Here is a 19,585-nt window from a genome sequence, read left to right on the forward strand (position 1 = left end):
CGGTGGGCCGATGGCATGATCGCGGGCGACGGCAGGGCCAGGACGACGGGAGTACGGAGTTCATGGCACAAGGCGTGGAGACCATCCTCCGGGATGTGTGCGAGGCTGCTGGACTGGACCCGAACAGATCCCAGTTGCTGCGGCTTGGGTCGAATGCGGGTTACCAGCATGCGTCCTTGCCGGTCATCATTCGGGTGCTCGTGATTCTGCGGTCCTGGCGGAGACATAGCGTGCCGTGTCGGTGGCTCGGTGGCTGGAGTTGACCGACTTCCCGGCCACGCGGCTGCCGACAGGCATAGCACAACCGCTCCTGATCCGCGGCGGAGTAGTGACCTTCTGGAAACACGCGCGATAGCTCGGCATGAGACATGTCCGTACGAGGATGTCTCATGCCTCGCTGGGTGTCGAGAGGTTCACGTGCTGAACGACATGGAGCTTCCGTGTCTCACGTTATTCTGACGGATCGTCTGCCTTCGGATTGTCTTCACCTGGCTGCGTCGTAGATTGACTTGGTCGTCCCCGGAAAGCCGAACCCTTCATGACCCTGGATTCGACTCGCTCAACGACGCGGTCGATGACCCGCTGCGGGTCCTTCCACTTCATGGCCAACCGATCGTGGTCCATTCCGTGCTCGGCGATGACGTCACGCAACTGTTCGAGGTTAAGCTCCTTGAGCCGCGAGCGTAGGCCCGCCTCGCCAGACTCAGCGAAGATTGCAAATGGCTCGATTACGCCGGGGGCTCGTCTGCTCGGACGCCTCGGACGTTCAGTCGAGCGTGACGCCGTGGGCGGCTCAGGACTGGCCAGTGCTTTGTTGAGCGCCTTGGAGAAGCGTGACGTGCGTGCGGCTTCAGATGCGACTACGCCGAGGACGCGCGCGAGCGTTCCTGCAAGCTCCGGGTCGGATGCTCCGAGTTTCAGCAGGGCTTCGCCGGCCTGCTGCACTTCCGCGTGCAAGGTGCTACTGCCGCTCTGGTTCAGAGCGCCTTCGGTGGAGAGGTCATCGCCCACGGTATCGGACTGGCTATTGCTCCGCTCGGTCATGCGTTCTCCTCAACCAGCTCGATGAATTGCTTCGTCATCGAACGGAATGCATCGTACTCGCCTTGATACCCGTATTTCTGTCGGAGGGTGCTGCGGTCGACGAAGTCAGCCGAACCAGCGATTTTGTCTCTCTCCGGGATATAGGTTGGCAGCACAACTGGAAGTTCTTCGTCATCTTCAAGCCTTAGGACGGTGTTCCGGTGTACGGGAGAGTTTGCCTTGTATTTCGTCACGACGATTCCGATTTCGGTGATCGTCTCCCCAATGCCCTCCGCATAGGCTCGCACACGCTGTTGGATCTGAGGAATTCCGTAGGTTGAGAGAACATCCGGAATCGTTGGGATGATGTAGCCATCGGAGATTCGCAGACCATTCAAGGTGACGATTCCGAGGTTGGGCGGGCAGTCCACCAGCACATAGTCATAATCGTCGAGGATCTTCCGTACCGCCTTGCGTAGAAGATCGGTCGGGTTGTTGGAGTAGAAGCGTCCCGAAGGCATGGACGCCAATCGGTCCTGGACATCGATCAGGTCAAGCGAGGAGGGGAGGAGGTCGACCCGTCGGACCGAGTCGACCGACGAGACATTTCGCTGGAGGGTCTTCCCTAGGTCAAATTGCGGAGACTCACCTTCGGGGCGGAGGGCATCCCGGAACAGGGTTGCCAGTGTGTACCCACTGTCATTGAGGTTCTCCCACTTCTGTTCTCCGATAAGGACCGTCGTCAGGTTGGTCTGCGGGTCGAGGTCGATGACTAGGACTCTCTTGTTGAACTCTGCGGAGAGAAACTCCGCGAGCGCGGCCGTGGTGGTGGTCTTTCCGACACCACCCTTCAAGTTGATGGTCGAGATGACATGGGCCATATGCTTCTTCCTCCGCTTGAGGTAGCGACGGATCTGGCTCGCCCGGAAGACTGGGCCGCTGCGTAGATCCGCGATGGGGGCCGGGAAACGCTTGTCGCGCGTGCGCCAATTCGCAATGACTGTCCGGCTGACTCCAGCCATCTCGGCCACTTCGAACAGTCCGACGAGCTGGTCGCCCGACTCGGATGTGTCCGGCAAGACACCTCCCTGTGAACGCTGTTCACGATTGCCGGTCAAGCGTGAATGACGTTCACAGCACCTGTCAAGACTCCAACGCCCCTCTGACATTGGTCGGTTGAGACGGGAGCGTGTAGATCTCGGCATCCGCAGCGGCAGCCAACTCCCTTCGGAGCAAGGAGATCTCGTCGTACTGGGGTGCGATCTGGGAAAGTGCCTCAGCCTTGAAGCTCCGGAGCGTATCGGCGCCGATCGGCTGGGTTCTGCCTATAGACGCTTGCACAGAGCGATGGGGACGAGAGCGTCCAGCAAATGGTGTTCGCTGGCTTCAGTGGTCGGGAAGCGGCGGGTGTCGGCAAGCTCACCCGGGTCACCGTGAGCGTCGGCGTAGACAGCGTGGGCCAGCGCTACTGTCAGGGGACTGGCCAGGGCTTGGGCAACCGCGCCCTGAGGCTCTTGCGTCAGACGTTCGGCCAACGCGTTCCACGGTTCTTGACGCGGGCCGGGCGCAGTGGCCAGGCGTAGCAGGACCAGGGCGTCGTCGGGGCGTACGGGCGCGGGGGTTATGACGGCCGCGCCGATCAGGACGCCTGCCTCGGCCACAGCGGTGATGAGAGGGCGGTGCGGCAAGTGAGCACCATGGGGGTGTGCGGGTCGAGGGTGTCGTTGAGAACCGTGACCACTGCCGCGCGGCCGGGCTCGGAGCGGTCATCGAGGGCGTCGAGTGCAGGCAGGACATGGCCTTCGGCGAGCAGGTCCTCGATCGCGCTGGGCCCGTAGGTGTCGGTGTCGGCCAGTACGGGGTAATCAGCGGTGAGCTGGCGCCGCAACCGCGCTTGCACGCTGTCGCAGAACGGCTCAAAGGAAGCCAGCGAGAGCAGCACGAGACCGGTTGGTTGGCGCCGCGGTCGCGGAGCAGAGCGTCCGCTGGCAGCACCGCCTGCGGGCCGAGGAGCAAGAGGGCTCGCAGGAAGGACCCGTGCAGAACGGGAAGGACCGGCCGAGGCGGCCGGCTCAAGATGACCTGGAACGTGGCGACCCGACGATGGCCCGGGGCAGCGGCTGCTGGAGATCCTGTTCGGCCCACGCACTGACAGTGGCACCCCATAAGATCTGCGCCACATGGGTGACCCCGGCGGTACGCCACATACCCCGGGGCCTGGCCAGTCACGGAGGGACTGACATGACCAAGCTTATGCGCCGCCCCAAACCTGCCACGACGGAGACGGAGATCATCGCACTGGCCTACAAGCGGGCCTCTACAGAGGAGCAGCTAAAGGGCTACGGGCTCGACGTCCAGGACGATGAACTGCGCGCCTGGGAGGCCGAAGACGCCAGGCGTACCATCCTGGAGACCTTCTCCGACGAGGGTGTCAGCGGCGCTCTGGACCGCCGCCCAGACATGCTCCGCCTGGAGGAGCGGGCCCGGGAGGGCAAGGCGAACCGCATCGTGGTCCCGAAGGTGGACCGCGTAGGCCGTACGGCCCGCGCTGCCTTCAACTGGGCCTGGCGCATGCAGGACATCGGCGTCCACTCCATCTCCATCCAGGAGCGCATCGACACCAGCACCGAGCTGGGCTGGACGATGTTCCAGCAGTACATGTTCTTCGCCGAGATGGAGTGGAACCGCATCCGCCAGCGGACGCTGGACGGCCGGAACAAGAAGATCGAGTACGGCGGATGGCCCGCTGGCCCGGCGCCGTACGGCTACCGGATCGAAGGCAAGGGCCAGAAGGGCTCCTTCCTCGTCGTCTGCGAGGACGAGGCCCGCGTCATCCTCAAGGCCGTGGCCTTGCTGGTCGACGACAAGAAGAGCTTCGAGAAGGTTGCAGACGAGCTGAACCGGCTGGCGATGTACACACGCAGCGGCAAGCCATGGACGGCCACCAACCTCTACCAGCGCATGCACTCGGAGACCTTCGACGGCTACACCACATACCGCAAGACCAACCGCGGCGACCGCAAGAAGGCCACCAGGCTCTACGAGGACGGCACGCCGGTCTACGGCGAGCCCGTACGCATCGCCGTACCGCAGATCCTCACTCCCGACCGGACCGAGGAGCTGAAGGCTGCCCTCAAGAAGCGGTCCATCAACAAGCCCCGTAAGCCCACCCGGGTCTACTCCCTCAGCGGCCACATCGCCAGCGACTGCGGACGGGTCTACGTCGGAGGAGGGCGGACGGGGCAGCGCGCCTACCGCTGTCAGGGCAACAGCTCCACCAAGTCGGGCTGCGGTTGCACGAACCTGGATGCGACCGAGACCGAGAACGCTGTCTGGTCCAAGGTGACCGAGCTCCTTGCGGACGAGGCCCGCCTGAGGGCTCTCGCAGACCGCTGGGTCGTTTCCCTCCCGGGCGACCGGCACAAGTACCTGGAGCGCCAGGAGAGCCTGGCCACGAGCATCGAGAAGCAAGAGAAGCTGATCGAGGACGCCGTACCCGAGTACATCAAGGCGGGCATGGAGCCTGCCGTGGCCGCGGCCGCGGTCAAGAGGCTGCGGGAGGAAGTCGAGGGCTGGAGGAAGCAGCTCGAAGAGGTGCAGCACTGGCTGTCCGAGTATGAGCAGACACAAGCCAGGGCGAACGCCATCGTCTCGCTCGCCCGCTCCTCCCGGGAGCGGCTGGCGAAGCTGGATGCAGCCGAGAAGGCCGAGATCTTCGACATGTTCCGCATCGCCGTTCTCCCTGAGAACGGCCGCTTCGTCAAGCGGTCCGGAGCCCCCTGCAGGTCACTACCTGGCACCACCAAACCGGCACGCTCGTGCCGCCGGACGTCAGCGCGACACAGTGGAAGGCAGCACGGGAAATCATCGCTCAGTACCACGGTCCCCGGCACTTCTCGATGACCAACCTGGACCTGCGGCAGGCCCTGAACGGGATGCTGCACCGCCTCCGCCATGGGGCGGAGTGGTCCGAGATCGAATCCTGGGGACACGCAGAGGCGATCCGCCAGCGGCAGGGAGTCTGGTTCCGCAGCGGCGCATGGCAGGCCCTCATGGAGTATCTGACCACCGACGGGCGGGGGACGGTGGCGTACCACCACCCGATGATTCCGCTGCTGCATGTGGTGGGTGAGATCCGTTCTGGTGTCCTGACCCTGTTGGGAGCCGCGGCGGACGACCTCACGGAACTTACGGATGGTGGATCAGGCAACCCCATCAGCGGAATGTTCCGCGAACTGGCCATCGACGCACAGAAGATCGTGAAGGCGATCGCCGGGAACGGCGACCGGAAGGCGTTCCCGTTGTCGATGACATGACCGCAGCCGTCGGTACCCAACTTTGCCTGCACAGCCGTTCCTGACACAGCGTCAGTTCAGTAATCTGACAGTGCGTCAGTTAATCGCTGTCACACAGGAGCGGGCGGACCGATGCTTGGATCAACCCACGGCACCCTCACCACCGACTCCCGCCGGGCCCGGGTCATCGCCTGCGGCGAGCAGCCCGGGCCCGCCGTCCACGGCCGCCCGGCCGAGGTCGACGATCTCGATGTCAGCGGCCGGCCGTTGTATACGGACGTCCCCGATCTGGACCGCCTCTTCCGTCCCGAGTCCGTCGCCGTGATCGGCGCCTCGGACACCGAGGGCCGGCCGAACACCGGTGTCACCCGGCAGCTGATCACCTGGGCCGAGCGCGTCGGGGCGCGGCTGCACCCGGTGCACCCGAGCCGCCCGTCCGTCTTCGGCATCCCCTGCTCCCCTTCCGTCGCCGACCTGCCCGAGCAGGTCGATCTCGCCGTGCTGCTGGTCGCCGACCCCCTTCCCGTGATCGAGGAACTGGCCGAGACCAAGGTGAAGTTCGCGGTCGTCTTCGCCTCCGGTTTCGCGGAGACCGGCGAGGAGGGCGCAGCCGCCCAGGACCGGCTCGCCGCCGCCGTCGCGAGGTCCGGGATACGGATGCTCGGGCCGAACACCAACCTCAACGCCTTCGAACGGTTCCGGGAGGACCTGGACGGCCCGGCGATAGCCCTCATCACCCAGTCCGGACACCAGGGCCGGCCCGTCTTCGCCCTCCAGGAACTCGGCATCCGTCTCTCCCACTGGGCGCCCACGGGCAACGAGGCCGACCTGGAGACCGCCGACTTCCTCTCCTACTTCGCCGAGCAGCCCGAGGTCGGTGTCATCGCCTGCTACGTCGAGGGGTTGAAGGACGGCCGCTCCTTTCTGCTCGCCGCCGACCGGGCCGCCCGGCGCGGCGTGCCGATCGTCGCCGTAAAGGTGGGACGCACCGAGACCGGCGCCCGCACGGCCGCCTCGCACACCGGCAAGCTGACCGGTGCGGACACGGTGGTGGACGCGGCGATGCGGCAGTACGGGGTGATCCGCGTCGACGGTCTCGACGAACTCCAGGACACCGCCGCCCTGCTGGCCCGCGCTCGGCCGCCCCGCGCCGACGGAGTCGTCGTCTATTCGATCTCGGGCGGCACGGGCGCGCACGTCGCCGATCTGGCCACCGAGGCGGGGCTGCGGCTGCCCGTCCTGTCGGACGCCAAGCAGGCCGAACTGCACCAGTGGATACCCGAGTACCTCAGCGTGGCCAACCCGGTCGACAACGGCGGGCACCCGGTCGGCGACTGGCGCGGGCGGAAGATCATCGACGCGATCCTCGACGACCCGGAGGTCGGCGTGCTGATCTGCCCGGTCACCGGTCCGTTCCCGCCGCTCAGTGACCGCCTCGTCCAGGACCTGGTGGACGCGGCCGAGCGGACGGACAAGCTGGTGTGCGTGGTGTGGGGGTCGCCGGTCGGCACCGAGCCGGCGTACCGCGAGGTGCTGCTGGGCTCCTCGCGCGTGGCCACCTTCCGCACGGTCACGAACTGCCTCACCGCCGTCCGCGCCCACCTCGACCACCAGCGGTTCGTGACCGGCTACCGCTCCCCCTTCGACTCGGCCCCCCGCACCCCCTCGCCCTCCTTCCGCAAGGCGCAGGAGCTGATGCGGCCAGGACAACAGCTGAGCGAGCACGCGGCGAAGCAGCTGCTGCGCGCGTACGGCATCCGCGTACCGCGCGAGCAGTTGGTGACCAGCGCGGCGGCGGCCGTGCGGGCGGCGGGGCTGGTGGGCTACCCGGTGGTGATGAAGGCGTCCGGCGCGCAGATCGCCCACAAGACCGAGCTCGGCCTGGTGAAGATCGGGCTGACCTCGGCCAGCCAGGTCCGGGACGCCTACCGGGAGTTGACCGACATCGCCCGCTACGAGGGTGTCTCGCTGGATGGCGTACTGGTGTGCCAGATGGTCGAGCGGGGCGTGGAGATGGTCGTCGGCATCGCCCACGACGAGCTGTTCGGGCCGACCGTGACGGTCGGGCTCGGCGGGGTGCTCGTCGAGGTGCTGCGGGACGTGGCCGTACGCGTGCCGCCCTTCGGCGAGGAGCAGGCGCGGGACATGTGCGCCGAACTGCGCGGGCGGGCCCTGCTGGAGGGGGTCCGGGGGCGCCCCCCGGCGGATCTGGACGCGCTCGTCGAGGTCGTGCTGCGGGTGCAGCGCATGGCGCTGGAGCTCGGGGACGACCTCGCGGAACTCGACATCAATCCGCTGATGGTGCTGCCCAGGGGGCAGGGAGCCGTGGCGCTGGACGCGCTGGCGGTGTGCCGCTGAGATGAACATGTCTGGGTCGAACATGTCTGAGTTGAACATGCCTGATTCCCCCCGTACTTACGCAAACCAAGAGCAGCCGGAATGTCCCGACACGACGGAAAATTCCATTGAGTCATTGGTACAGCACGCCACTGACAATCACGTCTCGCACATCACCCTCAACCGGCCCGAGACCCTCAACGCCATCACTCCTGACCAGCGGGAACGCATCATCCGGCTGCTGTCGGAGGCCTCCGCCGACCCGGACGTACGGGCGGTCGTGATCACCGGCACGGGCCGTGGGTTCTGCGCCGGCGCGGACCTCCGCGGCACGTCCGTGGCCGGGGAGCGGATCGCCGGCGATGTCGCCCGCACGATCCGTTCCGGCGCCCAGCGGCTGATCGCCGCCGTCCTCGACTGCGAGAAGCCGGTGCTCGCCGCCGTGAACGGGACGGCGGCGGGCATCGGCGCCCATCTCGCGTTCGCCTGCGACCTCGTCCTCGCCGCGGAATCCGCCCGGTTCATCGAGGTGTTCGTACGACGCGGGCTCGTCCCGGACGGCGGCGGCGCGTATCTCCTGCCCCGTCTGATCGGCCCGCAGCGGGCGAAGGAGCTGATGTTCTTCGGCGACACGCTCGCCGCGAAGGAAGCCGAGCGTCTGGGCCTGGTCAATCGCGTCGTACCGGACGGGGAGTTGGACAAGACGGCCCGCGCGTGGGCCGAACGCCTCGCCACGGGCCCCACCCGCACCCTCGCCCTCACCAAGCAGCTGGTCAACGCCTCCCTCGACACCGACCGCACGACCGCCTTCGCCGCCGAGGCCGCCGCGCAGGAGATCAACATGACGACCGCGGACGCACAGGAGGGGGTGGCCGGCTTCGTGGAGCGGCGAGCGCCCGAGTTCAGGGGCCGTTGAGGATCAGGCAGCAGCCATCACCCTCCCACCTCTTCCAATCTGACGGAGCGTCAGTTTCAATGGATGGCGTGATGGGACAAGCAGGGATGGCGGCAGCCGCCGTCCGTTACCTCCAGGCACGACCTGTCGAGGCGTTGCCGCGCCCGGAGCTGCGATGCGTCCGCGAGGACGAACGAGCGCCGGTGAACCAGGACGACTTCCGGCGCGTACTGGGGAACTTCGCGACCGGCGTCACCGTTGTCACGGCACCGCCCGCCGAGGGCGAGACCTCCCCCGCCGGCTTCGCCTGCCAGTCCTTCGCGTCCCTCTCCCTCGACCCACCCCTGGTCGCCTTCATGGTGGGCCGTACATCAGCGACGTGGCCGCGCATCGCCCGCGCGGGTGTCTTCTGCGTCAATGTCCTCAGCGCGAGCCAGGGGGCACTGTGCCGCGCCTTCGCGGTAAGCGGCGCGGACAAGTTCGCAGGCGTGCACTACGACCCCGCCCCCGCGTCCGGCGCCCCGCGCCTGACGGGCACGCTCGCATGGATCGACTGCACGATCCACGCGGTGCACACAGGCGGCGACCACCTCATCGTCGTAGGCCGGGTGAACGCCCTGGGAGCGCCCGACACGGACGAGCCGCCACTGCTGTTCCACAAGGGGCGGTTCCTCTGACAGCCAGAGCGTCGGCACCTGCTGAGCGCCTACGACCAGCCACCAGAACAAGGCCGTGGCTCAGTGGCCGACGTCGTGGTCGCCCGCTTCGACGAGGCCGCTCTCGTATGCGCAGATCACGATCTGGATGCGGTCGCGCAGCCCGAGTTTGGTGAGGATGCTCGACACGTGTGATTTGACGGTGGCGGCACCGATGACGAGCTGTTCGGCGATCTCCGCGTTGCTCGCGCCGCGGGCGACCGCGGTCATGATCTCGCGTTCGCGGCCGGTGAGCCGTTCCAGGCGGGCAGCGGCGGCGGTGTTGACGATGCGACGCCGCGTGAACCGGTCGATGAAGCGCCGGGTGATCGAGGGGGCCAGCAGCGTCCCACCCTCGGCCACGGTGCGTACGGCGGTGGCCAGTTGTTCGGGGGGAATGTCCTTCAGCACGAAGGCACTGGCGCCGGAGCGCAGCGCCTCGTAGACGTACTCGTCCGGGTCGAACGTGGTCAGGATCAGTACCCGAGGACCCCAGTCGGCCTCCTCCAGTATCCGGGAGGTCGCCTCGAGGCCGTCCATCTCGGGCATGCGGATGTCCATGAGGATCACGTCCGGGCGGTGTCGGCGTGCCGCCTCGACCGCCTGGAGGCCGGTGCCCGCCTCGGCCACGACCTCGATGTCGTGGTGGACGCGGAGAATCATGGTGAAGCCTCGCCGTACCAGTGCCTGGTCGTCGGCCACGACGACGCGGATGCTCACGCGGGCTCCCCCTTGACGGGCAGACGGGCGGTGAGGCGGAATCCGCCGCCGGGACGAGGCTCGGCGTCGAGGCTCCCGCCGAGCAGGTGGGCTCTTTCCCGCATGCCGACGATGCCGTGGCCGGGCGGGCCCTTGTGTGCGGCCGGCATGGACTGGACGGTGGCGCCGTGGCCGTCGTCGAGCACCTCGATGGTGAGGCCGTCGCTTTCTTCGCGCAGGTGCACGTGGGTGTGGGTGCGCGGTCCGCTGTGTTTGAGCACGTTGGTCAGGGCCTCCTGGACGATGCGGTACGCCGAGAGATCGACGCGGGCCGGGACAGGGCCCCGGATGCCGTTGGTGACCGAGACGTCAAGGCCCGCCTCGCGGACCTCGGCCACGAGCCGGGGCAGATCGGCCAGACCCGGCTGGGGCCCCAGACCGTCGCGCTCGGAGTCCGGCCGCAACACTCCCAGCAGGTGCCGCAGTTCGTCCAGCGCCTGGCGTCCCGCCTCCTCCACCGCCGCCATCGCCTCCAGGGCGCCCTGCGGATCCTCGGCGGCCACCATCCGGGCCGCACCGGCCTGCACCGTCATCATGCTCACCCGGTGGGCGACCACATCGTGCAGTTCACGGGCGATGTGGGTGCGCTCCTCGGTCACGATCCGCCGCGCCTCGGCGGCCCGGTCCTCGACGAGCCGGGCTTTTCGCTCGGCTCGAAGCCGCAGGCGCCGGCCGAGATACCAGGCCCCGGACATGACGAGGGCGCCGAAGAGGTCCCCCGAGGGAGTGTTGAGGAGAAGGCCGTCGATGACGAGGCCGGCGACGGCCGCGACGACGGCGAGCGGGCCCCACCGCTGGTCGTCGGCGTGCCGCCCGACGCTGTACAGCGCGACGATCACCAGGACGCCCAGCGTGGAATAGCTGCTGCCCAGCGTCGGCGCCCACATGGCCAGCACCACGTACGCGACCGCGACCGGCCGCGTACGGCGGACGTAGAGCGTCGCACCGGCCACCATGGAGAGCAGCAGGGCGGGGTGGAAGATGCCGGTGGCCGGGCGGACGGCCATCGAATCTCCCGCGGCCTCCTCGAGGAGCGCCACCCACAGGAACAGCGCCGCCGCGAGGACGGCGTCCGCGGCCCGCGGCCAGCGCGTGAACGGGCCGCGGAACCTGCCCGGCACGCTGCGGCCCGGCGTCTCGGCATGCGGCGCCCTGCGATTCATCGTCGCTCCATCAAGAGGCGTCCGGGGCCTGGCGCGGGTCTTCGGGACGCACCGGGCAGGTCATCGTAAGTCCGGCTCACAGGCACCGTCACCCGCCTGTGGACGGATCCGGTCCTCCGCCGCCGGCAGGAGGCAACCGCCCTGTTCTCCCCGTCGCGCGCGGGAGGTCCGAACCCGCCGTGCGGCGGGAGACGGCACCGGTGCCGGCGCCCACGATGGGACTGCCCGCTCCCACTGCTGCCGAACGCCGGTCCGGTGCGGCCGGCCGGCGGCCAACCACGGGATCCAGGCCGACAGTTGACGTCGCTCGGCAGCAGACCGCAGGAGCCCGGCCGACACGTGCCGCCGGTCGGCACCCGTCCCACAGGAGCCCACCACCATGAACCGACTCACGCGCCGCATCGGCGACGCGAGCGCCCGCCGACCGTGGGTGACCATCGCCGCCTGGCTGGCCGCCCTGGCACTCGTGCTGCCCCTGGCCGGCCTTGCGGGCGGCTCGTTCGTCGACGACCTCGTCGCTCCCGGCAGTCAGAGCGAGGAGGCGATGGAACTCCTCGAAGAACGCTTCCCCGAAGCATCCGGCGGCAGCGCCACGACGGTGTTCGCCGCGCCGGAAGGGGAACGGATCGACCGCCACCGGCCCGCCATCGAGGCGGCGGTCGCCCGGATCGCCGATGTGGAGCACGTCGCCAAGGTCACCGATCCCTTCACCACCGGCACGGTCTCGCCCGACGGGCGGATCGGCTTGGCCCACGTCACCTTCGACATACCGACGATGGACGTGCATCCCGACCAGATCGATGCCCTGAACAGCGCGATCGAACCCGTACGCGGCGACGGTGTCGTCGCCGAACTCGGCGGCGACACCGTCTTCATCAACGCCGAGACCCCGACATCGGGCTCGGAGGCCGCGGGCCTGCTGGCCGCCCTGGTCATCCTGGTGGTCGCGTTCGGCACGATCGTGGCCGCGCTGGTCCCGATCGCGCTCGCCCTCGTCGCCGTCGCCGCCGGACTGGGCGGCATCACGCTGCTGGCCCATGCGATGGACGTCTCCACCGCCGCTCCCACGATCGGCGCGATGATCGGCCTGGGCGTCGGCATCGACTACGCCCTGTTCATCGTGGCCCGCTACCGCGAGAACCGCGCCGCCGGTCAGGACAACTCCACCGCGCTGTCGAACGCCATGGGATCGTCGGGCACGGCCGTCCTGTTCGCCGGCGGCACCGTCGTCGTGGCGATGACCGCGCTCGCACTGACCGGCCTGGGCTTTCTGACCTCGATCGGTCTGAGCACCTCGCTGGTCGTGCTGCTCGCCGTGGCGACCGCCCTGACGCTGCTGCCCGCACTGCTGTCCCTGCTGGGCGACCGCATCCACAAGGGGCGGCGCCGGGGCTCCCGTACGCGCCGGGTGAAGCACCTCGACAACCCTGGGAACCCGGAGAACCCCGAGAGCACGGACAACCCCGAGAACCCTGGGAACCCTGGGAACCCCGAGAACCCTGGGAACCCTGGGAACCCCGAGCACCCCGAGAACACGGCATGGTGGCGGTTCGCCCACCGCGTCTCCGGCCGGCCGTGGCCGTATCTGCTCGCCGCGTCCGCGGCGCTGCTGGTGCTGGCGCTCCCGGCGTTGCGCATGGAGACGGGCTTTCCCGACGCGGGCAACGACGCGACCAGTACCACGCACCGCCGTGCCTACGACCTGCTGGCGGAGGGCTTCGGTCCCGGCTTCAACGCCCCGCTGCTGATCGTCGCCGACCTGCGCGGCTCCGGCGTGGACGCCGAGGGCATTCCCGAGTTGTCCCGCCGCCTTGCCGACGACCCCGGCATCGCGTCGGTCGGCGAGCCCCTGATCTCCACGGCGGGGGACACCGTCGTACTGCCCACGCTCCCCACCACCGCCCCCGCGGACGCCGCGACCTCCCACACCCTCGAACGCATCCGCGACATCGTCCCCGACAACGTCGCCGTGTCGGGCCTGACCGCCATGACCGACGACCTCACCCGGCAACTCGCCGACACTCTTCCGGTCTTCATCGCCGCGATCATCGTGGTGTCGTTCCTGCTGCTGATGCTGGTGTTCCGTTCCATCGCGGTACCGCTGAAGGCCGCCGTGGTGAACCTGCTGTCCATCGGCGGCGCGTACGGCGTCGTGGTGGCCGTCTTCCAATGGGGCTGGCTGGGCGAGCTGTTCAACCTCGACGAGACCCTGCCGATCGCCTCACCCCTGCCGACGATCTTCTTCGCGGTTCTCTTCGGCCTGTCCATGGACTACGAGGTGTTCCTGCTCTCGCGCGTCCGCGAGGAGTACGCCGCCACGGGCGACACCACCGAGTCGGTGGCACGGGGCATGGCGGCCACGGGCCGCGTCATCACCTCCGCCGCACTGATCATGACGGTGGTCTTCCTCAGCTTCGTCGCCAACCCCTCACCGCTCGTCAAGATGATGGGCCTGGGCCTGGCGACCGCGATCGTGCTCGACGCGACGATCGTCCGCATGGTGCTCGTGCCGGCGGCCATGGCGCTGATGGGCCGCGCGACCTGGTGGCTGCCCCGTGCCCTCGACCGGCGACTGCCCCGCATCGGCGCGGAGGGCGCCGACGTCCCGTCCCCGCCCGAACCCGCGCTCGTCCCCAACCGCCAGTAACAGGGAAGTCCTCACCCCCCGTGAAAGCCGTCCACGGCTGGGCCCGGGACGGCCACCGGCGCCCAGGCCCAGCCGGTGCGGACTATGTCCGCCTGCGGCTGGACTTGGGCCCCTTCGGTCCGGACCGTGCCCAGCCTGCCCAGTAGTGCTGTGCGTCCTGATCCGCCGGGCAGGCCCTAGCCGCGGCGCCCCGACGGATCGTGCGCGGCCGTGTCCCGGCCTTCGCCGGAGGCCGACCCGGAGGCCGACCCGGAACCGTTGGTTCCGGCGCCTGTGCCGATGGCCGCTTCCTCCGCCCGGTCCCCGTGCCCCGGCCACCACGCCGCATGGCCGATCAGCGCGGTGAGACTCGGCGTGAAGAACATCGCCATCACGAAGGCGGCGATGGCGATGCCGAAGGAGACCGCGAAACCCATCTCCGTGAGCAGCGCGTTGCCCGCCAGCATCATCGTGGCGAAGGTCGCCGCCAGGATGAAGCCCGCCGCGGCCACGGTCGGTCCGGCGTGTCGCAGCGCCATGCCGGCCGCCTCGCGCGGTTCGCGGCCCTCGCGGGCCTCCTCGCGGAGCCGGGCGATCATGAGGATGTTGTAGTCGGTGCCGATGGCGACCACGAAGAGATACATGATCACCGGGAGCATGAACATCAGGCCCGAATGCCCCTGCCCGTCCTGGAAGATCCACACGGTGGCACCCAGCGTGGCACCGAACCCGAGACCCACCGAGGCCATCAGATACCAGGGGGCGACCACACTGCGCAGCAGCAGCCCCAGGATGACCATGATCAGGACGGCGGCGACGGGGAAGACCGTCTTGTAGTCGTGGTTGACCGCCGTGTCGATGTCCTTGTAGATCGAGGACATGCCCCCGACCAGGGCTTCCGTGCCGTCAGGAGCGTCGGCGTGCGCGATGTCCCGGACCCGCTCCACCGCGTCGATCGCCTGGTCCGTCGACGCCTCGTACTTGAGCGTGACGGTGAAGTCCGCGGTGGTGCCGTCTTTGTCGACCTGGGTCATGCTCGCGCTCGCGACACCGTCCACGGCGCCGAGTTTCTGCGCGTACGCGTCGAAGGCGGACCTGTCCAGCGGCTTGCCGTCGGTGCTGGAGAGGTAGACGTCGGTGGGTGCGGCGGCGCCCGCCGAGTACGCCTTCTGCATCTCGTCCTGGACGACCATGGACTCCTTGGTCTTGGGCATGGAGCCCGACGCCAGGTCGAAGGTGGCGTTGAAGCCGAACGTCCCCAGCGACAGCACGACCAGGACGAGGCCGGACACCACGGCGAACAGCGCGGGGCGGCGCTGCACGCCGCGACCCATGGCGGCGAACCGGGCGTTCTCCGGCTCGCGTTGCCAGGACTTCGACGGCCAGAAGACCTTCGGGCCGATCAGCGAGACCGCGGCCGGGATCAGGGTCAGGCCCGCGACCAGGGTCGCGCCGACGGCGATGGCGAGCGCCGGGCCCATCTGCTTGAGGAAGCCCAGCGTGGACAGCACCAGCGCGAGGAAGGCGATGATGACCGCCCCGGCGGCCGAGGCGATGGCCTCGCCGACCCGGTCGACCGCGTTGATCATGGCCTGCTTGGGCTCGTCACCGAGACGCAGACGTTCGCGGTAACGGAACATCAGGAACAGGAAATAGTCCGTGCCGACGCCGAACAGTACGACGATCAGAATCGCCGAGATCGAGCTGTTGGCCTGGAGATCGAACAGCTTGGTCGCGTACGCAATCAGCCCGTTGGCGATCGCGGACACCAATCCGATCAGAATCAGGGGCAATACGGCGAGGATCGGCGCCCTGAAGATGATCAGCAGCGTCACCAGAATGATCACGAAGGTGCCGATACCGATGAGCGCTTCACCGCGCTCGGACGAATCCTGTTGGTCGAGGGCCTGCGCGGCGGAACCGCCGAGTTTGACGTCGAGATCGCTGCCCTTGGCCAGCTCCTTCGCCTGCTCGCGCAACTCCTCGGCCGCCTCCGCCTGTTTGGGCTGGCCGGCGTACTTGTCGTCCATCTGGACCAGGGTCAGGGCGTATTCGCCGTTCTTCGACGGCTGGCCGGGGACGACCTTCTGCACCTGGTCGATCTTCTTCCGGCCCAGTTCGGTGGTGATCCGGGCGACATCCTGCTTGTCGGCGGCGGTCAGCTTGCCGCCGTCTGTGCGCTGGTACAGCGCGATCGCGGACGGGGTGAAGGCGCTGGGGAACGCCTCCTGCTGGACATCCGCGGCTTTGATGGATTCATAACTCTTGGGGAGGAAACTGCTTTCGTCGCTGGTTGAGGGGAGACTCGGAGCGGTGGCGACGATCGCCACCGCGGCGATTAACCATGCCACGATCGTCCAGACGGGATGTCGGACGACAGTGTTCCCAATACGTCGGAACATGCGGGAGGTCCTCCTGTGTAGGAAGATCACCGCAGCCCGGGGAGCGGACCCTGGCATCGGCGACCCCGACCGGCACTCACCATCGGGCCGGCCGAACGGTTGTCTTGGTGTCTTGGACCCGATCGTAGTGACCACAAACCAAGATCATTCCCTCGGGCGTCATCGTGGCATCAGAAGCCCGTCTTCTCCCCATCACGGCTGCTGAGTTCCCGCTGATGACGAATCAAACTGCGGCGGCAGGAGCTTCCGCCCGCCGCCGGATCACCAACGCCATCAGCGCCGCCGCCGCGCACAGCGCACCGGACGCGTACCAGACCATGTCGTACGAGCCGGAGACGTCCCGGACGACGCCCCCGAGGAAGGCCACGAGCGCGGCGCCGACCTGGTGGGAGGCGAGCACCCAGCCGAAGACGATCGCGCTGTCCTCGCCGTACTGCTCCCGGCACAGCGCCACGGTGGGCGGGACGGTGGCGACCCAGTCCAGGCCGTAGAAGACGATGAAGAAGAGCATCGGCGGGTGGACGCTCGGCGCCAGCAGGATCGGCAGGAACAGCAAGGAGATCCCGCGGAGCGCGTAGTACACCGCGAGCAGCCGGCGCGGTTCGTAGCGGTCGGTGAACCAGCCGGAGGCGATCGTGCCGACCACGTCGAACACGCCGATGACCGCGAGCAGCGAGGCCGCCGTCGTGACGGGCATGTGGTGGTCGTGGGCGGCGGGCACGAAGTGGGTCTGGATCAGGCCGTTGGTGGAGGCGCCGCAGATCGCGAAGGTGCCGGCCAGCAGCCAGAAGGGGCCGGTGCGGGCCGCCGAGAACAGGACCGTGATCGCCCGGCGGGCGGCCCCGCGCGCGGGCGGCGGTTTCGGTACGAACTCCTTCGCGCCGTACGGCTTCAGACCCACGTCGGCCGGGTGGTCGCGCAGCAGCAGCCAGACGAAGGGGACGACCGCGAGGGCGGCGAGAGCGACCGTGACGGCGGCCGGGCGCCAGTCGTGCGTCTCGACCATCCAGGACAGTACGGGCAGGAAGATCAGCTGGCCGGAGGCCGAGGCGGCGGTGAGGATGCCGGTGACCAGGCCGCGCCGCTCGGTGAACCAGCGGTTGGTGACCGTCGCGGCGAAGGCCAGCGCCATCGAACCGCTGCCCAGTCCGACCAACAGCCCCCAGCACAGCAGCAGTTGCCACGCGGCCGTCATCCACACCGTCAGGCCGGAGCCGATCGCGATCACGGTCAGCGCGACCGCGACCACCCGCCGGATCCCGAACCGGTCCATCAGGGCCGCCGCGAAGGGCGCGGTCAGCCCGTAGAGCGCGAGGTTGATGGAGACCGCGGCGCCGATCGTGCCGCGCGACCAGCCGAAGTCCTGGTTCAACGGGTCGATGAGCAGCCCCGGCAGGGAACGGAAGGCGGCCGCGCCGATGATCGTCACGAAGGTGACGGCGGCGACGAACCAGGCGCGGTGGATGCGGCGCTTCGTCGTGGGCGGGGTTTCCTCTATGGCAGTGGCGGCTTCGGTCGTCTGAGTCACGACATAGAGCTTCCATTCAGATCACTCCTCCCTTCCACTGGCCCGAAGGACAGCATTCGCTAGGATCGGGCCATGGATACGGCCAAGGGCCCCACAGGCTCCACCACCTCCTCCACCACCTCCCCCAACACCTCATCCACCGGCTTCCGTCCCCACCGCGTAGTCGTCCTCGCCCTCGACGGTCTGCTCCCCTTCGAACTGGGCATCCCGCACCGCATCTTCGGGCGGCCCAAGGACGCCGAAGGACGGCATCTGTACGAGGTCGTCACCTGCTCGATCCGGCCGCCGGGCCCGGTCGAGACCGACGCCGACTTCGCCATCCACGTCGGCAACGGCCCCGAGGCCCTGGCCACCGCCGACACGGTCGTCGTCCCGGCGTCGTACGAACTCGGCCCGGTCTACGAGCAGGGCGTGCTCACCGACGAGCTGGCCGCCGCCCTCGCCCGCATCCGGCCCGGCACCCGCCTCGCCTCCATCTGCACCGGCGTCTACGTCCTCGCCGCCGCCGGCCGCCTCGACGGCCGCCCGGCCGCCACCCACTGGTCGGACGCCGAGCGCCTCCAGCGGCTCTTCCCGCAGATCGCGGTCGACGCGGACGTCCTGTTCATCGACGACGGCGAAGTGCTCACCTCCGCCGGGGTCGCGGCCGGAATCGACCTGTGCCTGCACATGGTGCGCCGCGACCACGGCACGGCGGTCGCCAACGAGGTGGCTCGCCGCACGGTCGTACCGCCGCACCGCGACGGCGGGCAGGCGCAGTACATCCACCGTCCCGTGCCCGACCCGCAGCTGGCGTCCACGACCACCGCCCGCGCCTGGGCGCTGGGCCGTCTGCACGAGCCGATCCAGCTGCGCGACATGGCCGAGCAGGAAGCCATGTCCGTACGGACCTTCACGCGCCGCTTCCGCGAGGAGGTCGGCGTCAGCCCCGGACAGTGGCTCACCCAGCAGCGGGTGGAACGCGCCCGGCACCTCCTGGAGTCCACCGACCTGTCCGTCGACCAGGTGGCCAGGGACGCGGGCTTCGGCACGGCCCAGTCGATGCGGCAGCACCTACAGCAGGCGCTCGGCGTCACTCCGACCGCCTATCGCCGGACCTTCCGGGCCGGGGGCGACGGGATCGGAAGCGGCGGAACCGGAGGCGGCGGGACGGGCGGCGGCGGGACGGGCGGCGGCAGGACGGGAAGCGGCAGGACCGAGAGTTACGGCGGTGTCGGCTCCCGGCGCTGAACGGCCGGCCCGGCGCACCTCGCCCCACCAGCCGACCCCCGTCAGCACCAGCGTCAGGCCCACCCCCGCCAGGATGGCCGTGGACGGTGCCACCACCTTGAGGAGGGCACCGGCGAGCGACCCCGTCGCCGCGTAACCCGCACCCGCCGCCGCGTACATCACCGAGTAACCCGCGGCCAGAGCGCCCGGCGGAAGTGCCTCGCGCAGGGACAGGTTGCGGGTGAGCATCGCGCACGACTGGAGCGTGCCCCCCACGACCAGCGCGACGGCGATCCCGGCCGTGCCCGGTATCAGCGCGGCGAGGGCCACGCAGACCGACGTCCCGCACATCAGCACCACACTGCGGGTGCGCAGCCGCCCCGGCCAGGAACGAAGACCGTGGACGAAGGCACCGAGCCCCCCGCCCACCGCCATCCCCGTCAGCAGCGGTCCGGACCAGCCGACGCCGACGCCGCGCTGTTCGAGCAGGGCCGGCAGAACGAGTTCGGCCAGACCGAGCAGGGCCAGACTGGCCGCACCCATGACGTACACCGGCCAGGCACCGATCAGGAGTCGGAGCATCGACGTACCCGTCCGGTCCTCCCCGCCCGTGTCGTCCGCGCCCCAGCCGGCCGGAAGAAGCCACAGGCCCG

14 protein-coding genes are annotated in these 19,585 nt (G+C 68.8%); 7 read left to right on the forward strand and 7 right to left on the reverse strand.

Annotated features, from left to right (window positions below; all coding sequences use genetic code 11):
- Positions 1-450: 450 nt before the first annotated feature.
- From CLM62_RS24120 to CLM62_RS24140, 3 genes are all read right to left on the reverse strand, one after another.
- On the reverse strand, positions 451-1,044 hold the full coding sequence (locus tag CLM62_RS24120) for a hypothetical protein (RefSeq protein WP_257004059.1): 594 nt from the start codon (positions 1,042-1,044) through the stop codon (positions 451-453).
- The gene (locus tag CLM62_RS24125; protein WP_218835622.1) at positions 1,041-2,102 is read right to left on the reverse strand and encodes an AAA family ATPase; all 1,062 of its coding nucleotides are present in this window, start codon (positions 2,100-2,102) and stop codon (positions 1,041-1,043) included. Before CLM62_RS24125 ends, CLM62_RS24120 begins: the two co-directional genes overlap by 4 nt.
- A 560-nt stretch (positions 2,103-2,662) precedes the next feature.
- On the reverse strand, positions 2,663-2,965 hold the full coding sequence (locus tag CLM62_RS24140) for a hypothetical protein (protein ID WP_095751988.1): 303 nt from the start codon (positions 2,963-2,965) through the stop codon (positions 2,663-2,665).
- Between the two features lie 299 nt (positions 2,966-3,264).
- Between CLM62_RS24140 and CLM62_RS24145 the strand changes: the two genes are divergently transcribed.
- From CLM62_RS24145 to CLM62_RS24165, 5 genes are all read left to right on the forward strand, one after another.
- Positions 3,265-4,926 (forward strand): recombinase family protein, encoded by a 1,662-nt coding sequence (locus CLM62_RS24145; protein WP_179382205.1) that lies wholly within the window; start codon positions 3,265-3,267, stop codon positions 4,924-4,926.
- Entirely contained in the window at positions 4,923-5,339 is a 417-nt protein-coding gene (locus CLM62_RS24150; protein WP_179382206.1) for a transposase, read from the forward strand. Before CLM62_RS24145 ends, CLM62_RS24150 begins: the two co-directional genes overlap by 4 nt.
- 111 nt (positions 5,340-5,450) lie before the next feature.
- Entirely contained in the window at positions 5,451-7,676 is a 2,226-nt protein-coding gene (locus CLM62_RS24155; protein ID WP_095751991.1) for an acetate--CoA ligase family protein, read from the forward strand.
- 37 nt (positions 7,677-7,713) lie between these two features.
- A complete protein-coding gene (locus CLM62_RS24160) occupies positions 7,714-8,571 on the forward strand; it encodes an enoyl-CoA hydratase/isomerase family protein (protein ID WP_095751992.1) in 858 nt (285 codons plus the stop codon).
- 71 nt (positions 8,572-8,642) lie between these two features.
- Positions 8,643-9,227, forward strand: coding sequence for a flavin reductase family protein (locus CLM62_RS24165; RefSeq protein WP_257004060.1), 585 nt, complete (start codon positions 8,643-8,645; stop codon positions 9,225-9,227).
- 60 nt (positions 9,228-9,287) lie between these two features.
- On the opposite strand, the gene CLM62_RS24170 is transcribed toward CLM62_RS24165, so the two are convergent.
- Both CLM62_RS24170 and CLM62_RS24175 read right to left on the reverse strand, forming a co-directional pair.
- A complete protein-coding gene (locus CLM62_RS24170; protein ID WP_095751994.1) occupies positions 9,288-9,965 on the reverse strand; it encodes a response regulator transcription factor in 678 nt (225 codons plus the stop codon).
- Complete coding sequence (locus tag CLM62_RS24175) at positions 9,962-11,167, reverse strand: sensor histidine kinase (protein ID WP_095751995.1); 1,206 nt, start codon at positions 11,165-11,167, stop codon at positions 9,962-9,964. The genes CLM62_RS24170 and CLM62_RS24175 overlap by 4 nt, the downstream gene beginning before the upstream one ends.
- Positions 11,168-11,546: 379 nt before the next feature.
- Here CLM62_RS24175 and CLM62_RS24180 point away from each other — a divergent pair, with 379 nt between their 5' ends.
- Complete coding sequence (locus tag CLM62_RS24180; protein WP_095751996.1) at positions 11,547-13,814, forward strand: MMPL family transporter; 2,268 nt, start codon at positions 11,547-11,549, stop codon at positions 13,812-13,814.
- Positions 13,815-13,990: 176 nt separating this feature from the next.
- On the opposite strand, the gene CLM62_RS24185 is transcribed toward CLM62_RS24180, so the two are convergent.
- A complete protein-coding gene (locus tag CLM62_RS24185; RefSeq protein ID WP_095751997.1) occupies positions 13,991-16,195 on the reverse strand; it encodes an MMPL family transporter in 2,205 nt (734 codons plus the stop codon).
- A 223-nt stretch (positions 16,196-16,418) separates the two neighbouring features.
- Entirely contained in the window at positions 16,419-17,723 is a 1,305-nt protein-coding gene (locus CLM62_RS24190; protein WP_095751998.1) for an MFS transporter, read from the reverse strand.
- Between the two features lie 72 nt (positions 17,724-17,795).
- On the opposite strand from CLM62_RS24190, the gene CLM62_RS24195 reads away from it, so the two are divergent.
- Positions 17,796-18,953, forward strand: a complete 1,158-nt coding sequence (locus tag CLM62_RS24195) for a GlxA family transcriptional regulator (protein ID WP_257004061.1) — start codon at positions 17,796-17,798, stop codon at positions 18,951-18,953.
- Positions 18,954-19,585 lie beyond the last annotated feature (632 nt).

Source organism: Streptomyces sp. SA15, assembly GCF_002291145.1.
Taxonomy (GTDB): domain Bacteria; phylum Actinomycetota; class Actinomycetes; order Streptomycetales; family Streptomycetaceae; genus Streptomyces.